19 protein-coding genes are annotated in these 19766 nt (G+C 71.5%); 10 read left to right on the top strand and 9 right to left on the bottom strand.

The features are described 5' to 3' along the window. Positions 1–2 precede the first annotated feature (2 nt). The 5 genes from FXF51_RS02550 to FXF51_RS02570 form a co-directional block, all read right to left on the bottom strand. Positions 3–719, bottom strand: coding sequence for a transglutaminase-like domain-containing protein (locus tag FXF51_RS02550; RefSeq protein ID WP_148432561.1), 717 nt, complete (start codon positions 717–719; stop codon positions 3–5). Continuing rightward, on the bottom strand, positions 716–1867 hold the full coding sequence (locus FXF51_RS02555; protein WP_148432562.1) for an acyl-CoA dehydrogenase family protein: 1152 nt from the start codon (positions 1865–1867) through the stop codon (positions 716–718). The genes FXF51_RS02550 and FXF51_RS02555 overlap by 4 nt, the downstream gene beginning before the upstream one ends. A gap of 15 nt (positions 1868–1882) precedes the next feature. Beyond that, complete coding sequence (locus tag FXF51_RS02560) at positions 1883–2257, bottom strand: ectoine synthase (RefSeq protein WP_148432563.1); 375 nt, start codon at positions 2255–2257, stop codon at positions 1883–1885. Continuing rightward, positions 2254–2523 (bottom strand): acyl carrier protein, encoded by a 270-nt coding sequence (locus FXF51_RS02565; RefSeq protein WP_222871086.1) that lies wholly within the window; start codon positions 2521–2523, stop codon positions 2254–2256. Before FXF51_RS02565 ends, FXF51_RS02560 begins: the two co-directional genes overlap by 4 nt. 103 nt (positions 2524–2626) lie before the next feature. Then, positions 2627–3040 (bottom strand): hypothetical protein, encoded by a 414-nt coding sequence (locus FXF51_RS02570; RefSeq protein ID WP_148432565.1) that lies wholly within the window; start codon positions 3038–3040, stop codon positions 2627–2629. Positions 3041–3281: 241 nt separating this feature from the next. On the opposite strand from FXF51_RS02570, the gene FXF51_RS02575 reads away from it, so the two are divergent. The 3 genes from FXF51_RS02575 to FXF51_RS02585 all read left to right on the top strand — a co-directional run bounded on the left by FXF51_RS02575 (position 3282) and on the right by FXF51_RS02585 (position 7125). Then, the gene (locus FXF51_RS02575; RefSeq protein ID WP_148432566.1) at positions 3282–4175 is read left to right on the top strand and encodes a DMT family transporter; all 894 of its coding nucleotides are present in this window, start codon (positions 3282–3284) and stop codon (positions 4173–4175) included. Positions 4176–4257: 82 nt separating this feature from the next. Next, the gene (locus FXF51_RS02580) at positions 4258–5712 is read left to right on the top strand and encodes an AMP-binding protein (RefSeq protein ID WP_148432567.1); all 1455 of its coding nucleotides are present in this window, start codon (positions 4258–4260) and stop codon (positions 5710–5712) included. Between the two features lie 99 nt (positions 5713–5811). Continuing rightward, positions 5812–7125, top strand: coding sequence for a cation:proton antiporter (locus tag FXF51_RS02585; protein WP_148432568.1), 1314 nt, complete (start codon positions 5812–5814; stop codon positions 7123–7125). 348 nt (positions 7126–7473) lie between these two features. Here FXF51_RS02585 and FXF51_RS02590 read toward each other — a convergent pair whose 3' ends face one another. Then, on the bottom strand, positions 7474–7782 hold the full coding sequence (locus tag FXF51_RS02590; RefSeq protein WP_148432569.1) for a hypothetical protein: 309 nt from the start codon (positions 7780–7782) through the stop codon (positions 7474–7476). 223 nt (positions 7783–8005) lie between these two features. Between FXF51_RS02590 and FXF51_RS02595 the strand changes: the two genes are divergently transcribed. The 4 genes from FXF51_RS02595 to FXF51_RS02610 are packed head-to-tail and all read left to right on the top strand — an operon-like array spanning position 8006 to position 12430. Continuing rightward, positions 8006–8872, top strand: coding sequence for an alpha/beta fold hydrolase (locus FXF51_RS02595; RefSeq protein WP_187414129.1), 867 nt, complete (start codon positions 8006–8008; stop codon positions 8870–8872). 29 nt (positions 8873–8901) lie between these two features. Beyond that, positions 8902–9768 carry a thioesterase domain-containing protein gene (locus tag FXF51_RS02600; RefSeq protein ID WP_148432571.1) on the top strand — a complete coding sequence of 289 codons (867 nt, stop codon included), beginning with the start codon at positions 8902–8904 and terminating at the stop codon, positions 9766–9768. Between the two features lie 33 nt (positions 9769–9801). Then, a complete protein-coding gene (locus FXF51_RS02605) occupies positions 9802–10857 on the top strand; it encodes a glucose-1-phosphate thymidylyltransferase (protein ID WP_148432572.1) in 1056 nt (351 codons plus the stop codon). A 25-nt stretch (positions 10858–10882) separates the two neighbouring features. Next, positions 10883–12430: an MFS transporter gene (locus FXF51_RS02610; RefSeq protein WP_148432573.1), complete on the top strand. Its 1548-nt coding sequence runs from the start codon at positions 10883–10885 to the stop codon at positions 12428–12430. Positions 12431–12575: 145 nt separating this feature from the next. Here FXF51_RS02610 and FXF51_RS02615 read toward each other — a convergent pair whose 3' ends face one another. Beyond that, on the bottom strand, positions 12576–13778 hold the full coding sequence (locus FXF51_RS02615; protein WP_148432574.1) for an acyl-CoA dehydrogenase family protein: 1203 nt from the start codon (positions 13776–13778) through the stop codon (positions 12576–12578). Between the two features lie 166 nt (positions 13779–13944). On the opposite strand from FXF51_RS02615, the gene FXF51_RS02620 reads away from it, so the two are divergent. The 3 genes from FXF51_RS02620 to FXF51_RS02630 are packed head-to-tail and all read left to right on the top strand — an operon-like array spanning position 13945 to position 16917. Then, positions 13945–15126, top strand: coding sequence for an acyl-CoA dehydrogenase family protein (locus FXF51_RS02620; protein ID WP_222871087.1), 1182 nt, complete (start codon positions 13945–13947; stop codon positions 15124–15126). A gap of 20 nt (positions 15127–15146) precedes the next feature. Continuing rightward, positions 15147–15551, top strand: a complete 405-nt coding sequence (locus tag FXF51_RS02625; protein ID WP_148432576.1) for an SgcJ/EcaC family oxidoreductase — start codon at positions 15147–15149, stop codon at positions 15549–15551. A 1-nt stretch (position 15552) separates the two neighbouring features. Next, entirely contained in the window at positions 15553–16917 is a 1365-nt protein-coding gene (locus tag FXF51_RS02630) for an FAD-dependent oxidoreductase (RefSeq protein ID WP_148432697.1), read from the top strand. Positions 16918–16971: 54 nt separating this feature from the next. Here the strand turns inward: FXF51_RS02630 and FXF51_RS02635 are convergent, their stop codons facing one another. Next, positions 16972–18114 (bottom strand): epoxide hydrolase family protein, encoded by a 1143-nt coding sequence (locus tag FXF51_RS02635; RefSeq protein ID WP_148432577.1) that lies wholly within the window; start codon positions 18112–18114, stop codon positions 16972–16974. Between the two features lie 14 nt (positions 18115–18128). Beyond that, positions 18129–19658 (bottom strand): 4-hydroxyphenylacetate 3-hydroxylase family protein, encoded by a 1530-nt coding sequence (locus FXF51_RS02640; RefSeq protein ID WP_262379245.1) that lies wholly within the window; start codon positions 19656–19658, stop codon positions 18129–18131. Positions 19659–19766 lie beyond the last annotated feature (108 nt).

The raw sequence follows: 19766 nt of genomic DNA on the forward strand, positions 1-19766 counted from the left end.
GTTCAGACGCTCGCCTCGGCTGTCAGCGAGCCCTTCACGGTTTGGTCGTGGCCGTCCAGCAGCCGCGGGTGGTCCGTCCTGAACGCGTCCAGGACCAGCTCGTACGGGAAGTCGCCGAACTCCCCGTGCCAGCGCAGGAACTCCATGTGCCGCCGCCCCGACTCGTCGAACGGGTGGTAGACGCTGTCGGCGGTGCCGTCGAACTCCAGCGGCTTGAGCCGGTACAGGCGGCACAGCGTCTTGTTGAACACCGGCGTCGCCTTCACCCAGCGGCCCTCCAGCCCGACCGAGACCAGGCCGTGGAAGCGGAACACGTCGCCGCCGACCAGTTCCTTGAGCCGCCCGGAGGCCAGGTGGTTGCGGACGTCGGCGAACACCAGCCTGGCCGGGATGCCCAGCGAGCGGGCGGCCGCGGCGTACACGATCGACTTGTGCAGGCAGAAGCCGCTGCCGCGGGAGATGATCGTGCTCGCCCGCAGCCCGTGGCGGGACATGTCGATGTCGTAGACGTCGTACAGGATGTCGTCCCGGACCGCGTAGTACAGCCGGACCGCCCGCTCGGTGACGGTCTCGGCGCCCGCCGTCGCGCGGGCGGCGAACTCCCGCACCGCGGGGTGGCCGGTGTCCAGGAACGCGGTGGCGGCCAGGTCAGCGGCCAGGTCGGCGCTCAGGTCGGCGCTCAGGTCGGCGCTCAGGTCAGCGCTCAGGTCAGCGGTCATGTCTGTGACTCCTTCAGGCCGAGCATCCGCGCGATGCGGATCCGCTGCATCTGCGAGGTGCCGGAGTAGATGGTGCCGCCGACCGCGTCCCGGAGGTCCTTCTCCAGGCCGGTCTCGGCCAGGTAGCCGCGCCCGCCGAAGATCTGCACCGCGGACAGCGCCGACTTGACGTTCGCCTCGCTGGCCACCACCTTCGCGATCGCGATGTCGGTGGTGACGTCCCGGCCCTTCACCAGGCCCTCCGCCGCGTCGTACAGCCAGCGCCTGGCCGTCTCCACGCCGATCTTCATCTCCACGATCTGGTCGGCGATCATCTGGAAGGAGCCGATGGGCCGGCCGAACTGCCGCCGGCTCGTGGCGTGCGCCACGCACCGGTCGAGCCGGTGCCGCATCGCGCCTGCCTGGACGATGAACGAGCACAGGATCTCCCAGCGCATCACGTGGTCCAGCACCGTGAACCCCATGCCGGGCCTGCCCAGCACGTTCGCCGCCGGGATCCGGCAGTCGCGCAGGGACAGCTCGCCGAGCGGCGAGGTGCGCAGCCCCATCTTCGGCACGTCGGGACCGGCCTCCAGCCCCTCGGTGCCCCGCTCGACCAGGAAGGCCGTCAGGCCGAACGGGCCCAGGCTCGCGTCGGTGACCGCGTACACCACGATCAGGTCGGCCACCGGGCCGTTCGTCACGAACACCTTGTCCCCGTCGAGCACCCAGTGGTCGTCGCCGTCGGGCTTGGCGGTCATGCCCATGCCCAGCACGTCGGAGCCGCCACGCGGGTCAGTGATCGCGTGCGCGGTGATCGTGCCGCCGTCGCAGATGCCCGGCAGGTAGCGGGCCTTCAGCTCGGCGCTGCCGAAGCGCTGCAGCGGGATCCCGGCGCTGACGAGCTGCGTGCAGATCGAGAAGCACAGGCCCCCGTCCCGGCAGCCCTCGCCGAGCCCCTCCAGGACGTACATGGTGCTGAGCAGGTCGAGCCCCCGGCCGCCCCACTCGGCGTGGAACGGCAGGCGCAGCAGCCCGGAGGCCCGCACCCGCTCCCACTTGGGCAGCCCGGCTTCCCTGTCGGCTTCGAGATGGTCTTCGCCCAGTGCCTCGTACCAGTGCGCGAACTCGGCTCTGAGCTCGCGATGCTCTTCGCTCCACTCGTACATGCGAGATCAGATCCGTCAGTAGCAGGAGAACGCGGCCTCGTCGAGCGCGTGGCGCTCGTCGCCGCGCAGCGCGGGGGAGAAGACGCAGATCAGCCGCATGTCCTCGCCGGGGTAGGCGATCAGGTGGTGCGGATCGTTCTGGTCGAGGGCGTACATGGTGCCCGGCTCCAGGGCGTGCGTGCGCCCGTCGGCGTCGACCACCGCGCCCGCGCCGCTGATGCAGTAGCAGGCCTCCAGGTGCTTGCGGTACTCCAGGGGGGAGCTGGTCCCGGCCCAGACGGTCGTGTCGGTGAGCGTGTAGCCCATGCCGTCGTCCTCGACCAGGAAACGGCGGCTGAGGCCGTTGCCCCACTCGACCGGCTCCACGTCGGAAATCTTGCGAATGATCATGTGCGTGTCCGTTCTGCTGATGCCGGCAGGGCTGACGCGACGAAATCGCGGATGTTGGCCACCGTGCGGAAGTTCTCCGGGACGATGTCGAGCTCGTCGACGGGGATGCCGAAATGATCCTTCAGCCAGGAAATGAGCCTCAGCAGATCGAGGCTGTTGATCACCCCGTTGCGGAAAAGGTCGTAATCGACCTCGAGCTCGTCGGCGGGAGTATCCGGAAGATACTCCGTCACCACGAATTCTCTAATCACCTGTGTGATGTCCACGAATCGCAGCATCACCTCTGCGCACAGCCCGGCGCATCTCGCAGAATGCGCGGTGCCGGACGGTCAGCCGGCACCGCGCGCAGGAAACGGACGGTCGAAAGTGTCAGGCCCTGACCATGGTCGACCGAAAACCGCCACCCGGCCATTCCCAGGCCCCGGTGTTGGACTTGCGGTCCTCGTCGAACGTGCCGGTGAAACGGGCGGGCGAGCCCGGGTCGCCGTACCAGATCGTCAGGGTGTCGTCCTTGACCTCCCAGGTGTACTTGAGGATCTCGTGGGACTGGCCGAACAGGTGAGACTTGAGCGTGCCGGTCTCCGGGTCGTAGCCGATGTACTCCACCGACCTGCTCACGCCCAGCTCGACGTGCTGGATCAGGTAGAACCCTCCTTCCAGCCACTCGAACCTGACGGTGCCCTCGTCGGTCTGCTCGCCGTTCTCGTCGAAGTTCGTCACCTTCCAGGCGCCGACGAGAACGTCGAGCTGCCGCATCGCGGGATTCGGGGTTTTGTCGGCCATCGTGTTTCTCCTCCGTTTCGCTGGCGGGGACTACGGGCCAGATCGTACACTGCCGCCAGATGGCCGCCAATACATGCGCAATGACGATCCTGACCGCATCCATCAAACAAAGTCAATGGCTCTGTCCGCCCGTAAGTGAGCACGTTGGAAGAAGACCCGGGGCTGGCTCCCGTGTTAGTACTCGAAGAAGTGCCGGCACGCAGAAATTCGCCGTACAGGCGAATTCTGGAAGGAGAAGCTCATGAGTCGCCGTGGCTGGGTGCTGTTCGCCCTGATATCTGTCATGTGGGGCATTCCCTACCTGCTGATCAAGGTCGCGGTGGCCGAGGTGCCGGTGCCCGTGCTGGTCTTCGCCCGCACCGCCATCGGCGCCGCGCTGCTCCTGCCCCTCGCGCTGCGCGGCGGGCAACTCGGGAGGCTCAGGAAGCACTGGCGGCCGGTCGCCGCGTTCGCGTTCCTGGAGATCCTCGCCCCCTGGTGGCTGCTGTCCGACGCCGAACGGCAGCTCTCCAGCTCCACCGCCGGGCTGCTGATCGCCGCCGCGCCCATCCTCGGCGTGCTGCTGGCTCGCATGACCGGCGGCGAGGAGCGCCTGGGCAGGGCCCGCTGGGCCGGGCTGGCACTCGGCGTCGTCGGCACCGCCGTGCTCGCCTGGCCGCACCTGGGCGGCGGGAGCGCCTGGTCGATCACCGAGGTGCTGCTGGTCGTGCTCGCCTACGCCATCGCCCCGCTGATCGCCGACCGCTACCTGCGCGACGTGCCCACCATCCCGCTCACGGCGGCCTGCCTCGGCCTCGCCGCGCTCGTCTACGCGCCCGCCGCCGCCTGGACCTGGCCGTCCGCCATGCCCAGCGGCGCCGTGCTGGCCGCGCTGCTCGGGCTGGGGGTGCTCTGCACGGGGCTGGCGTTCGTGGTGTACGTCGAGCTCATCAAGGAGGCCGGGCCGTCGCGGGCGCTGGTCTCCACGTACGTGAACCCGGCCGTCGCCATCGCCGCCGGGGTGCTCGTCCTGCAAGAGCCGCTGACCGGGCTGATCGTCGCCTCCTTCGTGCTCATCCTCGCCGGGTCCGTGCTGGCCACCCGCGCCGAGGCCGAGCCCGCCCCCGCTCCCGAGCTGGAGGACGTGCGGTCCTGACGGCAGGAAGCTGACGGTCACCGGCACGTAGCTGACGCCCCTCCGCCTGGTTCCCGGCCCCCCGGTCGCCGAAGCTCGACACATGACGACAACGGAACTGCTGAACGGTTTCCTCGCCCGGACGAAGTCCGACCCGGCCGCGCCTGCCCTGCGTACCCGTAAGGGGGTGGTCAGCTACGGCGAGCTCGCCGCACTCGCCGGACACGCCCAGGCGGAGCTGACCACCCTGCCACCCGGGCCGGTCGCGGTCCTGGCCAAGAAGTCGCCGGAGGCGATCGCGCTCGTGCTCGCCTGCCTCGCGGCGGGACGGCCGGTGCTGCTGCCGCCGATCGACCTCGGCGCGGTGGCGTTGCGCGAGCTGTGCGAGCGGGCCGGATGCGCCCAGGTGCTCGCCACCGACCCCGAACAGGCTGCGGAACACCCCGGCCTCGTCACCCGCGTCATCGCCGGCGCGGACGGCCCCGCCCTTCCCCAGCCCGCGCCGGTCACCGCCGCCCACACCGCCTTCATCCTGACCACCTCGGGCTCCACGGGCACCCCCAAACTCGTCCCGCTGTCCGCCGGCGCCGTCAGCGGCTTCACCGGCTGGGCGGGCGACGCCTTCGGCCTCGGCCCGGGCGAGGTGGTGCTCAACTACGCGCCGCTCAACTTCGACCTGTGCCTGCTCGACATCTGGGCCACGCTGCGGCACGGCGGCTGCGTCGCCCTCGTGGACCCCGCCGTGGCCGCCAACCCTCGGCACGTCGGCGACTTCTTCGCCGCCTGCGACGTGACCGTGGTCCAGGGCGTGCCCATGCTGTACCAGCTGCTCGCGGAGGGCGCCTTCCCCGGAGTCCGGCACGTCATCGTGACCGGGGACCACGCGCCCGCCTCCGTACGGGCGACCCTGCCGGACAGGTTCCCCAACGCCCGCTACTACAACGTCTACGGCTGCACCGAGACCAACGACAGCTTCTGGTACGAGTTCGACGCGGCCGAGGCCGCCGCCCCCGGCCCGCTGCCCATCGGCGAACCGCTGCCCGGCGTCGTCGCCGTCCTCGAACGCCCCTCGGACCCGGAACGTGCGGACGCCGCGGAGCTGCTGGTCCGCACGCCGTTCCAGACCACCGGGTACCTCACGGCCGAGCCCGGCGCCTCGAACGGCCGCTTCGTCACCGGCGCCGACGGGCACGCCTACTTCCGCACCGGCGACCTGGTCCGCCGCGACCCCGGCGGGCGGCTGTTCCTCGTTGGCCGGGACGACTTCCAGCTCAAGGTGCGCGGCGTCCGCGTCAATCCCGAGCAGATCGAACGCGTCCTGCTGGAGCACGACGACGTCGTCGAGGCCGTGGTCGTGCCGGACGGCGAAGGCGCCGACGTCCGGCTCACCGCGTTCGTCCGCAGGACCCGCACGAGCGGGCTGTCGGGGCTGCGGCTGCGCGCGCACTGCGCCACCCGGCTGCCGCGAGCGGCCATCCCGTCGGCCATCCGGCTGGTCGAGCACCCGTTCCCGCGCACGTCCACCGGCAAGGTGGACCGCAAGCGCATCGCCGCCTGACGACCACCCCCATCACTTTTTCCGGCTTTTTCCGGGCTTTTACCGTGCTTTTTCTGGGCGCCGCGCACCCTCGCGGCGCCGCGATCTGAGGAGAACGTCATGACCCCCGTCGCGCCCATCGGTGCACACCAATTGCTGATCTTCCTGCTCCAGATCGGGACGTTGCTGCTCCTGGCGCTCGCCCTGGGCGCCCTCGCGACCCGGCTGAGACTGCCGTCCGTGGTGGGTGAGCTGCTCGCCGGCGTGCTGGTGGGCCCCTCGCTGCTGGCCCACCTCGCGCCGGACTTCCAGCAGTGGCTGTTCCCCGCCCAGCCCGGCCAGTTCCACCTGCTCGACGCGGTCGGGCAGCTCGGCGTGATCCTCCTGGTCGGCCTGACCGGCATCCACCTGGACATGGGCCTGGTCCGCAGACGCGCGGCGACGGCGGCGGGCGTCAGCGTGGGCGGGCTCGTGGTGCCGCTGGGGCTCGGCGTCGCCGCGGGCTTCCTCATCCCCGGCTCCCTCATCCCGGACGGCGCCGACGGCACGGTCTTCGCGCTGTTCCTGGGCGTGGCCATGTGCGTCAGCGCCATCCCCGTGCTCGCCAAGACGCTGATGGACATGAAGCTCATCCACCGCAACGTCGGCCAGCTCTCGCTCACCGCCGGGATGATCGACGACGCGTTCGGCTGGTTCATGCTGTCGATCGTCAGCGCCATGGCCGTGCACACCGTCTCGACCGGGACCGTGCTGACGTCCCTGGCCTACCTCGCCGCCATCGTCGTGTTCGCCCTCACCGTCGGCAGGCCGCTGGTGCGCGGCTCGCTCCGGCTGGCCGCCAGATCCGAGGGGGCCGGGCCCACGGTGGCGACCACGGTCGTGCTCATCGTGCTCGCCGGCGCGGCCACGCACGCCCTCGGCCTGGAGGCCGTCTTCGGGGCGTTCGTGATGGGCATCCTCATCGGCGGCGCGGGCAAGGTGGACCCGGCCAGACTGGCGCCGCTGCGTACCGTGGTGCTCGGCGCGCTGGCGCCCGTCTTCTTCGCCACGGCGGGCCTGCGCATGGATCTGACCGCGCTGTCCGAGCCGCCGGTGCTGCTGGCGGGGCTGGCGGTGCTGGCCGTCGCCGTCGTCGGCAAGTTCCTCGGCGTGTACGCGGGAGCCAAGCTGAGCAGGCTCAACCGGTGGGAGGCGCTCGCCCTGGGCGCCGGGCTGAACGCGCGCGGGGTCATCGAGGTCGTGGTGGCCATGGTGGGGCTGCGGCTGGGCATCGTCAGCGTCGAGGTGTACACGATGATCATCCTGGTGGCCGTGGTCACGTCCGTCATGGCGCCGCCCCTCCTGCGCATGGCGATGGCGCGGGTGGAGCGGACCGCCGATGAGGAGCTGCGGGAGACGGCGTACCGGGCGTGGGAGCGGCAGCCGTCGGGGTGAGCGCGGAGCCTTCCGCGCCTGCCGCGCCTTCCGCGCCGAGGAACCCGCGCCGAGGGGCTCGCCGTCGACACGGCGAGCCCCTCGGCGTGCCGTGGCACCTTGTTGCCGCGGGTGCCGGAGCGGCCCCGCAGCGGCCCCACAGCGACCCCACAGCGGGACGGCTGCACAGCAGGACGGCGCGCCGGGACGGCCGCGCAGCAGGACGGTGAGAACGCGCACGCCCGGCCTTTTGTCCGGGCGCGCAAAAACGAAGACCCCCGCGGCGTCCGCGGGGGTCTTTCCGTGGTGTTCGTTTTATATCGCTCCCTTCATCGTCAATGTCCGGCGCAATTTCCTGGAAACTCCTTCCTAGGCGGACGGCCAGGTGTTGTCGGGGTCGTCGGCGGGAACCGGCCAGGTGTTGCCGGGGTCGCCGGCCGGGACCGGCCACGTGTTGGGGTCGGGGGCCGCGACCGTCTTCGGCCAGGTGTTGGGGTCAGGGGCGGCGGCGGGCACCGGCCAGGTGTTCGGGTCGGCCTGCACCGAGTCGATCCCGCGCTCCGCCACCAGGTCCAGCGCGCCGGCACCAAGTCCGAAAGCCGCACCGAAGGTGGCGACCGCCGCCGCGAGCTTGACAATGTTGCCGGAAATCCGCGGGGAAAGAATCGCGTTCGTCATTTCACTGCCTCTTTCTCAAGTTTGGTTTTTCGGAGCCGTTCTCGCTTGCACTTCCAACTTTGCGATCCCGGCGTCCGGCAAACCAGATAAAACGGAGTCAGCAAGCTGCAGGCGCGTTGCACCTTCCTGCCACGCGCTCCCGTGGAGGAGGACGACGGCCGGCCCGACAGTGAGAGGACAGGCATTGACGTGAACTGATCGCAGTTGGTGAATGGAGAGCGCCATGAAGACACAGATCGTCCTCGTGCCCGGTCCGTGGATGGGCGCCTGGTGCTGGGAGACGGTGTCGCAGCGCCTGCGTGAGCTCGGCCACGACGCGCTGGCCGTCACCCTGCCCGGGCTAGCCAGCGCGCGGGAGGACGTGTCCCACGTCGGGCTGGAGTGCCACGTGGAAGCCGTCATGGCGGTGCTGGACGAGCGGGACCTGCGTGACGTCGTGCTGGTGGGCCACAGCTACTCGGGGCTGGTGGTCGGCCAGGTCGCCGACCGGATGCCGGACCGGGTGGCGCACACCGTGTACGTCGAGGGGTTCCTGCCGCACGACGGCAAGTCGCTGTTGCACGCCTTTCCCGAGCGGTTGCGTGAGAGCGAGTTGCGGCAGATCGCCGACAACGAGGGCCGGTGGCCGGCGCCCGACGCGTCCGTGGTGGGGGACGGGCAGGGGCTGACGGCGCGGCAGGCCCATGCGCTCGCCCGGCGCTTCGTGGGCCACCCAGGGCGGACCGTGGCCGACCCCGTGAAGCTGGCCCGGCCGCTCGCCGACCAGCGGGCCACCTACGTCGTCTGCTCCATGGAGCACGTGGACGGGCAGATCGCCGCCGACGTGACGGCCATGCGGATGGCGCCCTCCTGGGACTTCGAGACCCTGCACACCGGGCACTGGCCGATGATCTCCGCGCCGGGGCCGCTGGCCGGTCTGCTGGCCGGGATCGCCGACCGCACCCCCGACCGCACCCCCGACCGCGCTGCCGACCGCACTCCCGACCGCACCCCCGACCGCACCCCCGACCGTCCCATCGGTCGCCCCGCCGACCGGGCCGCCGTTCCCGAGGTCGCGGGGGAGCGGCGGCGCACGCATGAGGGTGCGTGAGCGGCCGGCCGGACGCAAACTGACCGCTCATGAACACCGATGTGCTGCTGCCGCTGCGGACGACCGGCTCCGGCGTGCCACTGTTCTGCGTCCACCCCCTGTCAGGGCTCGGCTGGTGCTACGCGGGCCTGCTGCCCTACCTGGGCCGCCGCCCCGTCCACTGCTTGCAGGCCAGGCGGCGGCCCGCACGCGACCTGGCCGCGATGGTGGCCGACTACCTGGCCACGATCCGCGCGGCGCAGCCGGACGGGCCGTACCAGCTCATGGGCTGGTCGGCGGGAGGCAGCATCGCGCACGCGGTGGCGTGCGGGTTGCAGCGGCAAGGCGCGCGCGTCGCGTTCCTGGCGCTGCTCGACTCGTTCCCGAGCACAGGCGAGGAGCCGCGTCCGGTGGACAGCGAGAGCGACAGGCTGGACCTGGCCCGCACGCTCGCCACGGACCTCGGCACCCGCGCACGCCAGGACCCAGGAGAGGACGCCACACGAGTCCTGCGGCGGCTGGCCCGTCACAGCGGTCTGAGCGAGCGGCTGCTGTCGGAACTCGTGGACACCGCGCTCGGCACCCGCGCCGCCGTACGGCGCGCGCTGCCCGGCACCTTCCACGGCGACGTGCTCCACCTGGAGGCGGCGAGGGAGAGCAGGGGCACGCTGACGCCGCGCGCCTGGGAGCGCCACATCGACGGCCGCCTGGACGTGCGCCGCGTCGACTGCCGCCACGTGGACATGATGCGCCCAGGCCCGCTGAGCGTCATCGGCCCCATCCTGGCCGCCGAGCTGAGCTTGGTCCGGGACAGGACCCGCATCGAGCCGAGCCAGGTCCGGGACAGGACCCGCATCGAGCCGAGCCAGGTCCGGGACAGGCCCGCACCCCTTGTCATCCAGCACGGTCAGAGATGATGTGGGCACCCGCGCGTTGGGATTCTGGCCACCATGAAGGCTCTGGTGCTGTCCGGCGGGTCAGGCACCCGCATGCGCCCCCTGAGCCACTCCATGCCGAAGCAGCTCATCCCGATCGCGAACAAGCCGGTCCTTGAGCACGTGCTGGAGAGCCTGCGCGAGCTGGGCGTGACCGAGATCGGTCTCGTCGTCGGCGACAGGCGGGCGCAGATCGCCGAGGTCGTCGGCGACGGCTCCCGGTTCGGGGCGCGCGTCACCTACATCCGCCAGCTCCGTCCGCTGGGGCTGGCCCACTGCGTGAAGCTGGCCCGCGGCTTCCTCGGCGACGACGACTTCGTCATGTATCTCGGTGACTGCGTCCTGACCGGCGGGATCGGCCCGATCGCCGAGGAGTTCCGGGCGCTGCGGCCCGCCGCGCAGCTCGTGGTCCGCCGGGTGGCGGACCCGCGCGCGTTCGGGGTGGTCGAGGCGGACCCGGCGGGCGCGGTCCTGCGCGTGACGGAGAAACCCGAACGGCCCGCCAGCGACCTGGTGATGGTCGGCGTCTACTTCTTCACCGCCGCCGTGCACGAGGCGGTCGAGCGGATCACCCCCGGACGGCGCGGCGAGCTGGAGATCACCGACGCCGTCCAGTGGCTGGTCGACCACCGCCACGAGGTCAGGGCGAGCGTCTACGACGGGTACTGGACCGACGCCGGCCGAGTGGACGACGTCCTCGACTGCAACCGCAGGATGCTGGCCACGCAGGCGCGCGGCATCGCCGGCCACCTGGACGCGATCAGCGACGTGCGCGGCGAGGTGGTCATCGAGCCCGGCGCGCGGATCGTCGCCTCCACGATCGAGGGCCCCGCGATCATCGGCGCGGGCACCCTGATCGAGGACAGCCACGTCGGCCCCAACACTTCCATCGGCACGGGCTGCGTGGTCCGCGCCACCCGCATCGCCGACTCGATCGTGCTCCACGGCGCCTCGATCGAGGAGGCCAGCCTGCGCGGCTCGCTCATCGGACGCTTCACCACCGTGGCGCCCGGACAGGCGCACCACCGGCTCGTGGTGGGCGATCACACCCGGATCGAGCTGACCACATGACCGGCAACAGACGAGGAGTGAGGACGTGACCCACGACGGCGCCCCGCGCGCGGGGCGGAAGGAATGGATGGGGCTGGCGGCGCTGGCCCTGCCCACCATGCTCGTGTCCCTGGACATCAGCGTGCTGTTCCTGGCGTTGCCGCACCTGAGCGTCGATCTGGGCGCGAACGCCACGCAGCAGCTCTGGATCACCGACATCTACGGCTTCATGACCGCGGGCTTCCTGGTCACCATGGGCTCGCTGGGCGACAGGATCGGCAGACGCAGGCTGCTGCTCGTCGGCGGCGCGGCCTTCGGCGTGGTCTCGCTGGTGGCGGCCATGTCCACCAGCCCCGAGATGCTGATCGTGTGCCGGGCGTTGCTCGGCATCGCCGGAGCGACGCTGCTGCCCTCGACACTGGCCCTGATCGGCGTCATGTTCCGCGACCCGAAGCAGTTCGGGCAGGCCATGGCCGTGTGGGGGACCGCGTTCATGGTCGGCATCGCGCTCGGCCCCGCCGTCGGCGGCGCGCTGCTCGAACGGTTCTGGTGGGGCTCGGTGTTCGTGATGGGCGTGCCGGTCATGTTGCTGCTGATCGCGGCGCTGCCGCTGCTGCCGGAGTTCCGCGATCCGGCCGGCGGGCGGCTGGACCTGGTCAGCGTCGTGCTGTCACTGGGCGCCATCCTGCCGCTGATCTACGGGCTGAAAGCGGTGGCCAGGGACGGCTGGGCGGCCGGGCCGCTGGCCGCGGTCGCCGCCGGGCTGGTCGTGGGCGCGGTCTTCGTCCACCGGCAGCGGAGGCTGGAACATCCGCTGTTCGACCTGCGGCTCTTCCGCCACCGTGCCTTCACCGCCGCCGTCGTGATCGGGATGCTCTGCGGCTCGCTGCAGACGGGCACGGGCATGGAGGTCGCGCTGTTCCTCCAGACGGTCGAAGGGCTGTCGCCGCTGGTGGCCGGGCTGTGGCTGCTCATCCCCTCGCTCGTGCTGATCGTCTCCATCAATCTCACGCCCAAGGTCGCGGCCAAGGTGCGGCCGGCGTACGTGCTGGGGGGCGGCATGCTCATCGCGGTGCTGGGCCAGGTCCTCATCACCCAGGTCGCGGTGGGCGGGGTGATCCTGCTCGTCGTGTTCCTGTCCGTGTGCTACTTCGGCGTCGGCCCCGTCGGCGGTCTGGTCAACCAGGTCGCCATGGCCAGCAGCCCGCCGGAGAAGGCCGGTTCGGCCGCGTCGATGGTGGCCACGGGCGGCGAGTTCGGCGTGGCGCTGGGCATCGCGACGCTGGGCACGCTCGGGACCGCCGTCTACCGGAGCGAGCTGGTCCTGCCGGCCGGCGCGCCCGCCGTGGCCGGTGACAGCATCACCGGCGCCGTCGGCGTGGCCGCCGCGCTGCCTCCCGCGCAGGCGGCGGACCTGCTCGACGCCGCCCGCGCCGCCTTCACGACGGGGCTGCACGCGGTCGGGGCGGTCAACGCCGTCCTGTTCGCCGGGCTCGCCCTGCTGGCGCTGACCCAGCTCCGCCACCTGGCCCCCTTCGCCGGCCACCACCACCCGGAACCGGAGAAGGAGCAGGAGCCCGCCCTGACAGCCTGACCACCGCAAGGCCGCGCCCGCAAGCAAGGCCGCGCCCGCAAGCAAGGCCGTGCCCGGAAGGCCGTGCCCGGAAGGCCGCGCGCGTCGGATGCCACACGGAAGGGGGCCCGCCCCGCAGGGCGGACCCCCTTCTTCGGCGGGCCGGTCAGCCGAGGCCGAAGTGGGCGCGGGCCAGCTCCCTGTTGGCCACCGTGGACAGAAAGACGGCGAACCCCGCGTGGCTGTGCAGCGTGGACATGTCCCGCCAGATCCGCTCGATCCGCTCCCCGTTGCGCACCGCGCTGGACCCCGCCGTCGGGAACAGGCAGCGCTCCACCGCGCGCCAGGACAGCCGGGCGACCTCCCGGCTGATCGTGGCGATCCGCAGATCGCGCTCCCGGGTGAAGGCGCCGTCGGCGCAGGCCCGCTGCCACTGCCGGATAGCGTCCGACCAGGCCGCCTCCGCCGTGGCGAGGAGACCGGCCGCCTCGCCGTACCAGAACTGGTAGTCAGGGTCCTCGGCGCGCAGCGAGAACGGCGGGAACACCGTCGTCCTGACCCGCATCAGCTCCTCGTAGGCGTCCAGCGCGCCCTTGGCCATGCCCAGCATCACGGTGGCGCTGTCGAGCAGCATGAAGCTGAGCGGCCCGCCGCCGTACTCGGGGTTGCCGTGCAGCGACAGGCCGGGCGTGCCGCCGTCCACGGACGTCTGGCTGAGGTGCAGCGGCAGCGTGAAGTGGGCGGGGACGGCGGCCTGGTCGAAGGCGACGCTGTGCGACCCGCTGCCCTTGAGGCCGAGCTGGTTGCCCCAGTCGTCCAGGCGGCGCCACCGCTCGCGCGGCGCGACGAACAGCATGGGCGCGCCGTCCACCACCACGTGGCCCATGAAGTGGGTGGCGTAGGGGGCGCCCGAGCAGTAGTTCCAGGTGCCGTCGAGGATCCACTGGCCGTCCGCGCCGCGTGTCGCGGCGCCGCTGGGCGCCACCGTCGCGGGGCAGACGAAGTCGCCGCCGGCGAACAGCTCGGCCTGCGCCCGCTCGCCGAACAGGGTGGCGACCGCCAGCGCGTGCGCCGTGCCCAGCGAGTACATCCAGCCGGTCGAGGGGCAGCCGCGCGCCAGCGTCATCGACACGCGCAGGAACGTCTCGACGCCGAACTCGTAGCCGCCGAAGCGGCGCGGCACCAGGATGCGGTAGAAGCCGGCCCGTGCGAAGGCCTCGTGGGTGTCCTGCGCGTAGTAGGTGCGCTGTTCCGTCTCGGCCTGGCGCGCGATGAGGGCGGGCACCATGGCCTCCGCGCGCGCGACGATCATCTCGGGGGTGAGACCGGGCTCGGGCGGAGCCCCTGGGGCATCGGTGACGACTGTCATGCTGCGCGGACCCTTCGTCTCGGGTTTTTCCCCAGCCTCGCCCGCGCCGCGCCCGCCCGCATCTCCTGGCGTGCCACGCAATCACGCACGTCAGGAGATGCGCACGTCAATGTCCGAATGGGACGTTCAGGTGGGCAGTTCCTCGACTGACGTCTGGGAGGACATCGTGTTGGTGACCGATGCTCCGGCGCGGGAAGACTTCGTTCGCCGCGCCTCGGAGATCGTCCCTGTTCTGCGCGGGCACGCGGCATGGGCGGAGGAGAACCGCAGGCTCCACGAGGAGTCGATAGCAGCAATGGCCGACGCGGGCGTCTTCAGGCTGAGGACGCCACGCCGTTACGGCGGCCACGAGGCGGACACCAGGACGCTGGTCGAGGTGGCCACCGAGCTGGGCAGGGCGGACGGCTCGACCGCCTGGACCGCCTCCGTCTACTGGATCCCCACCTGGATGGCCTGCCACTTCCCCGAGGCGGTCCAGGACGAGGTGTTCGCCACGCCTGACGTGCGCATCTGCGGCACGCTCAGCCCGACCGCGATGGCCGCGCGCACCGACGGCGGCATCGTCGTCAACGGCAAGTGGGGGTTCGTCAGCGGCGCCCACCACAGCCACTGGCAGGAGATCGTGGCCGTCGTCCTCAGCGAGGACGCGCCGCCCGAGCCCATCATGGCGCTCGTCCCGATGTCGGACCTGATCGTCATCGACGACTGGCACACCTCCGGCCTGCGCGGCACCGGCAGCGTGAGCACCGTGGCGCAGGACCTGTTCGTCCCCGCCGAGAGGGTCATGCCGCTCGGCGCGATCCTGGAGGGCGCGCACGCCGACGGCGCCAGCGCCGGCTCGGCGATCTACCGGCCGCCGCTGCTGCCCGTGGCCTCCGCCTCGTCCGTCGGCACCGTGCTCGGCCTGGCCAAGGCCGCCAGGGAGGTCTTCTTCGAGCGGCTGCCCCAGCGCAAGATCACCTACACCGGGTATGAGAGCCAGAGCGCCGCGCCGCTGACCCACCTCCAGGTCGCCGAGGCCACGTTCAAGATCGACCAGACCGAGTTCCACGCCGGCCGGCTCGCCGCCACGGTGGACGGCAAGGCCGCGCAGAGCGCCACGTGGAGCGTCGAGGAGCGGGTGCGCGCCCGCGCCGACCTGGGCGCCGTGTGCAGGCTCGGCAAGGAGGCCGTGGACATCCTGGCCACCGCGAGCGGCGGCTCGTCCATCTACAGCGACGTGCCGATCCAGCGCATCGCGCGCGACATCCACGCCGTCAACCAGCACGCGCTCATGCACCCCAACACCAACGCCGAGCTGTACGGCCGCATCCTGTGCGGCCTCGAGCCCGACACGCTCTACATCTGAACACGCCCGGAGGAGACACCATGACCACCGCACCCGCACACGCCCCCGACCAGGCAGCCGTGGCAGCGCTGCCGCAGCGAGTGATCGAGGCCTGGGCGGCGCACGACGCCGACGCCTTCGCCGCCGTCTTCACCGAGGACGCCACGATGATCCTCCCCGGCCAGTACCGCAAGGGCCGCGAGGAGATCCGCGGCTTCATGACCGCCGCCTTCGCCGGGCCGTACAAGGGCACCCGGGTCACCGGCACGCCCATCGACGTGCGCTTCTTCAACGACGACTGCGGCGTGCTGATCACCCAGGGCGGCGTGCTCGCCCCGGGCGAGAGCGAGGTTCCCGCCGAGCGGGCGATCCGCGCGTCCTGGCTCGTCGTCCGGCAGGACGGGCAGTGGCGGCTGGCCGCCTACCAGAACAGCCCGCGTGACTGACATGGCCGGCCACGTCGCGGACCGCGCGGTGGTGCTCGGCGGCGGCATGGCGGGCCTGCTGTCGGCCCGCGTGCTGTCCGAGTTCTACACCGAGGTCCTGGTGATCGACAGGGACACGCTGACGGGGGCGAGCGGCCCGCGCAGAGGCGTTCCCCACGGCTGCCACGCGCACGCCCTGCTCGCCCGCGGCCAGCAGATACTCGACGAGCTGTTCCCCGGCCTGACCCAGCGGCTCATCGACGACGGCGTGCCCGCGGGCGACATGGCCACCCGGCTGCGCTGGTACTTCAACGGCCGCAGGCTGCGGCAGGCGCCCAGCGGGCTGGTCAGCGTATCGGCCACCAGGCCCGTCCTGGAGGAGCAGGTCAGGCTCAGGGTGGCGGCTCTGGACAACGTGCGCTTCCTGGAACGCACCGACATCCTGGCCCCCACCGTGACCGGCGCCCGCGTCACGGGCGTGAGGGTGCGGCACAGCGACGGGCAGGAGGAGCCGCTCGCCGCCGACCTGGTGATCGACGCGACAGGACGGGGCTCGCGCACGCCCGCGTGGCTGCGCGAGCTCGGCTACGAGCGGCCGGACGAGGACCGGGTGAAGATCGGCCTGGCCTACACCACCCGCCACTTCCGGCTGCGGTCCGACCCGTACGGCGACGACCTGTCGATCAACCCGGTGGCCTCCCCGGCCAACCCGCGCGGCGCGTTCTTCCCCAAGCTGCCCGGCGACATGAGCATGCTCTCGCTCACCGGCATACTCGGCGACCACCCGCCCGCCGACTACGAGGGCTTCCTGGCCTTCGCCAAGTCCCTGCCCGTGCCCGACATCTACGAGGCGATCCGCGACGCGGAACCGCTGGACGAGGGGGTCACCTTCACCTTCCCCGCCAGCGTGCGGCGCCGCTACGAGCGGCTGCCCGGCTTCCCCGACGGCCTGCTGGTGCTCGGCGACGGGGCGTGCAGCTTCAACCCCGTGTACGGGCAGGGCATGACCGTGGCCGCCATGGAGTCCATCATCCTGCGCGACCACCTGCGGCGGGGCGGCGAGCCGCGGTGGAAGGCGTTCTTCCAGGACATCTCCCGCGTCATCGACGTGCCGTGGGAGATCTCCGCGGGCGCCGACCTGGCCTTCCCCGGCGTGAGCGGGCCGCGCACGCTGAAGGTGCGGATGGCCAACGCCTACATGGGACGGCTGCACGCCGCGGCGGCCCGCGACGGCGCGGTCACCGCCGCATTCATGCGGGTGGCCGGGCTCGTCGATCCGCCGCAGGCGCTCATGCGGCCAGGACTGATGCTGCGCGTGCTGGCCGGCGGCGGCAGGCACGCGACGGAGGAGGAGGCGGCCCAGCCGCTCCCGGTGCTGCGGGGGTGACGGCCAGAAAGGGAAAGGCGCCGGCGGTCTGTGACCGCCGGCGCCTTCTCGATCTCAGATCAGTGACCGCGCGAACGCCCTGACGTCGCCGACCAGCAGCTCCGGCTGCTCCAGCGCGGCGAAGTGCCCGCCACGGTCGAACTCGGTCCAGTGCGTGATGGTCGGGATGTCGCGGTCGGCGAGCCTGCGTACCGGCACGAAGATGTCCCGGGGGAAGACCGCCACGCCCACCGGCACCGTGATCGGCGGCGGGGTGTGCCCCTCTGCCGCCTGCCGCAGCCCCTCCGCGCCCTCGTAGTAGAACCGCGCCGACGAGCCGGCCGTCGCGGTCAGCCAGTAGATCGACACGTTGGTCAGCATGCGGTCCCTGGCGACCGCGTCCTCGGGCGCCTGGGCGGAGTCCGTCCAGTCGCGGAACTTCTCCACGATCCAGGCGAGCTGCCCCACCGGAGAGTCGGTGAGCGCGTACGCGAGCGTCTGCGGGCGGGTGGACTGCAGCTTCATGTAGCCGGACAGCTCCTGGTCGAACCGGGCCAGCCCGCCCAGCCGCGCCAGGTCGGAAGGCGGCAGCCCGTCCAGCTCGGCCGGGTCGCCGGAGGGGAAGGCCATGAGCATGTTGACGTGCGCGCCGATGACGGCGTCCGGCGCGAGCCTGGCCAGCTCCAGCGAGATCACCGCGCCGGCGTCGCCGCCCTGGACGAGGTAGCGGTCGTAGTCCAGCCGCCGCATCAGCTCCGCCCAGGCCAGCGCCACCCGGTACGGATGCCACCCGGCCTCCCGCGTGTGGCCGGAGAAGCCGAAGCCCGGGATGGACGGGATCACCAGGTGGAAGGCGGGCCCGTCGCCGTCCGGCTCCGTCAGCGGCCCGATCACGTCCAGGAACTCCGCCACCGAGCCGGGCCAGCCGTGCGTCAGCAGCAGCGGGACCGCGTCCGGCCGCGACGACCTGACGTGCAGGAAGTGCACCGTGGCGCCGTCGATCTCGGTGACGAACTGCGGGTGGCGGTTCAGCTCCGCCTCCGCCGCCCGCCAGTCGAAGTCGTGCCGCCAGTAGGTGGCCAGCTCCTTGAGGTACGTCAGCGGCACCCCACGCTCCCAGCCGGTGCCGGGCAGCTCGTCCGGCCAGCGGGTGTCGTCGATCCTGCGGTGCAGGTCACGCAGGTCGTGATCGGGAATCTCGATACGGAACGGCCGCATGCTTCCGCCCTTTCTCAGAGGCTGTCTGTCTGTCGTAAACCGTCGAACGAGGACAGGTCGGGCACCGTCCAGCCGTCCAGGTCGTACTCGCTGAGGCACTGGTCGGCGAACGCCGCGTACTCCTCCAGCTGGCCCGACGCCATCTGCCCGAACAGCAGCTCGATCCTGGTGTTCTCGTGGTTGCCCGCGTAGTTGCGCTCGTACAGCTCGTGCCGGCCGCCGAACTCCGAGCCGACGGCGTCCCACAGCAGCTTCATCACCTTCACCCGCTCCCCGGCCCCCGACCCGTCCGAGCCCCGCAGGTACTTGTCCAGGTAGGGGCGGATGTCGGGGTTCTTGAAGTCGGCCGCGCCCGAGTTGACGTAGATGAGGCCGCTGGCCACGTCCTGGAGGATGATCTCCCTGATCCTCGGGTAGCCGACCTGCGTGAACCAGCGGTAGGCCATGCCGTACTGCGGGTTGGGCAGCAGCGCGCCGTTCTTCCACGTCACCGGGTTGCGGGCGGCGGCGTCCGACAGCGCCCAGAACAGGTTGCGCCAGGCCAGCACCTCGCCGACCCGGCTCTGCACGCCGCGGAAGTCCTTCGTGCCGGTGATCTCCAGGGCGCGCAGCAGCAGGCCCGCCAGGAACTCCAGCTTGACCGCCAGCCTGGTGCAGCCGTGGAAGGTGAAACGCTCGATGAAGCCGGAACGGCCGGTGAAGAGCTGCACCTTGCCCAGGTCGCCGTAGATGAACACGTTCTCCCAGGGGATGAGCACCTTGTCCAGCACGAGGATGCTGTCGTTCTCGTCCAGCCGCGACGACAGCGGATAGTCGAAGGGGCTGCCCGTCAGCGCCGCCGCCACCGTGTACGACGGGCGGCAGATCAGCTTCAGCCCGGGCGCGTCCATCGGCACCGTCGCCACCAGGGCGAACTCCCGCTTCTTGACCGGCAGGCCGTAGTGGGCCAGGAAGTTGTAGTGCGTCAGCGCCGAACCCGTCGCCACCACCTTCGCGCCGCTCACCACCAGCCCGGCGTCGGTCTCCCGCTCCACGTGCACGTACACGTCGCCGACCTGGTCGGGCGGCAGGTTGCGGTCCACCGGCGGGTGCACGATCGCGTGGTTCCAGTACAGGACCTTCTCCTGCGACTCGCGGTACCAGCGGCGGGCGTTGTCGGCGAAGGGGGCGTAGAAGTCGGCGTTGGCGCCCAGCGTGCCGAGGAAGGAGGCCTTGTAGTCGGGGCTGCGGCCCATCCAGCCGTAGCTCATCCTCGCCCACGTGGCGATCGCCCGCTGGTCGGCCACCAGGTCGTCCACGGTGCGCGGCGTGGTGAAGAAGTGGTGGGTGTAGCCCTCGCCGCCGCCGTCCGTGGGGCAGGTGAGCTGGTCGCGGGTCGCCGGGTCGTGCAGGGCGTCGTACAGCCTGGCCGTCATCCGCACCGGGTTGTGGAAGGCGGGATGCTCGGTGACGTCCTTGACGCGGTCGCCGTAGAGGTAGATCTCCCGGGTGTCACGCAGGCTCTCGACGTACTCGCTGCCGGTCATCGGGCGCGTCGCGGGCATCGGCATCTCCCTGCTCCAGGCGGCGTTTTCGCCCCTCCAGCCTGGCATCCTGGCCCGCCGCGGCCATCTCGCGCCGTGCGCTGTTGCGGCACTCTGGGAGGTGCCGGG

It is taken from the genome of Nonomuraea sp. PA05 (assembly GCF_008086045.1).
Classification (GTDB): domain Bacteria; phylum Actinomycetota; class Actinomycetes; order Streptosporangiales; family Streptosporangiaceae; genus Nonomuraea; species Nonomuraea monospora.

What these genes read in the sequence shown, in the direction of transcription:
- FXF51_RS02550 (WP_148432561.1), bottom strand. Translation starts at nt 719, where the DNA reads ATGACCGCTGACCTGAGCGCTGACCTGAGCGCCGACCTGAGCGCCGAC.
- FXF51_RS02555 (WP_148432562.1), bottom strand. Translation starts at nt 1,867, where the DNA reads ATGTACGAGTGGAGCGAAGAGCATCGCGAGCTCAGAGCCGAGTTCGCG.
- FXF51_RS02560 (WP_148432563.1), bottom strand. Translation starts at nt 2,257, where the DNA reads ATGATCATTCGCAAGATTTCCGACGTGGAGCCGGTCGAGTGGGGCAAC.
- FXF51_RS02570 (WP_148432565.1), bottom strand. Translation starts at nt 3,040, where the DNA reads ATGGCCGACAAAACCCCGAATCCCGCGATGCGGCAGCTCGACGTTCTC.
- FXF51_RS02575 (WP_148432566.1), top strand. Translation starts at nt 3,282, where the DNA reads ATGAGTCGCCGTGGCTGGGTGCTGTTCGCCCTGATATCTGTCATGTGG.
- FXF51_RS02580 (WP_148432567.1), top strand. Translation starts at nt 4,258, where the DNA reads ATGACGACAACGGAACTGCTGAACGGTTTCCTCGCCCGGACGAAGTCC.
- FXF51_RS02585 (WP_148432568.1), top strand. Translation starts at nt 5,812, where the DNA reads ATGACCCCCGTCGCGCCCATCGGTGCACACCAATTGCTGATCTTCCTG.
- FXF51_RS02590 (WP_148432569.1), bottom strand. Translation starts at nt 7,782, where the DNA reads ATGACGAACGCGATTCTTTCCCCGCGGATTTCCGGCAACATTGTCAAG.
- FXF51_RS02595 (WP_187414129.1), top strand. Translation starts at nt 8,006, where the DNA reads ATGAAGACACAGATCGTCCTCGTGCCCGGTCCGTGGATGGGCGCCTGG.
- FXF51_RS02600 (WP_148432571.1), top strand. Translation starts at nt 8,902, where the DNA reads ATGAACACCGATGTGCTGCTGCCGCTGCGGACGACCGGCTCCGGCGTG.
- FXF51_RS02605 (WP_148432572.1), top strand. Translation starts at nt 9,802, where the DNA reads ATGAAGGCTCTGGTGCTGTCCGGCGGGTCAGGCACCCGCATGCGCCCC.
- FXF51_RS02615 (WP_148432574.1), bottom strand. Translation starts at nt 13,778, where the DNA reads ATGACAGTCGTCACCGATGCCCCAGGGGCTCCGCCCGAGCCCGGTCTC.
- FXF51_RS02625 (WP_148432576.1), top strand. Translation starts at nt 15,147, where the DNA reads ATGACCACCGCACCCGCACACGCCCCCGACCAGGCAGCCGTGGCAGCG.
- FXF51_RS02630 (WP_148432697.1), top strand. Translation starts at nt 15,553, where the DNA reads ATGGCCGGCCACGTCGCGGACCGCGCGGTGGTGCTCGGCGGCGGCATG.
- FXF51_RS02635 (WP_148432577.1), bottom strand. Translation starts at nt 18,114, where the DNA reads ATGCGGCCGTTCCGTATCGAGATTCCCGATCACGACCTGCGTGACCTG.
- FXF51_RS02640 (WP_262379245.1), bottom strand. Translation starts at nt 19,658, where the DNA reads ATGCCCGCGACGCGCCCGATGACCGGCAGCGAGTACGTCGAGAGCCTG.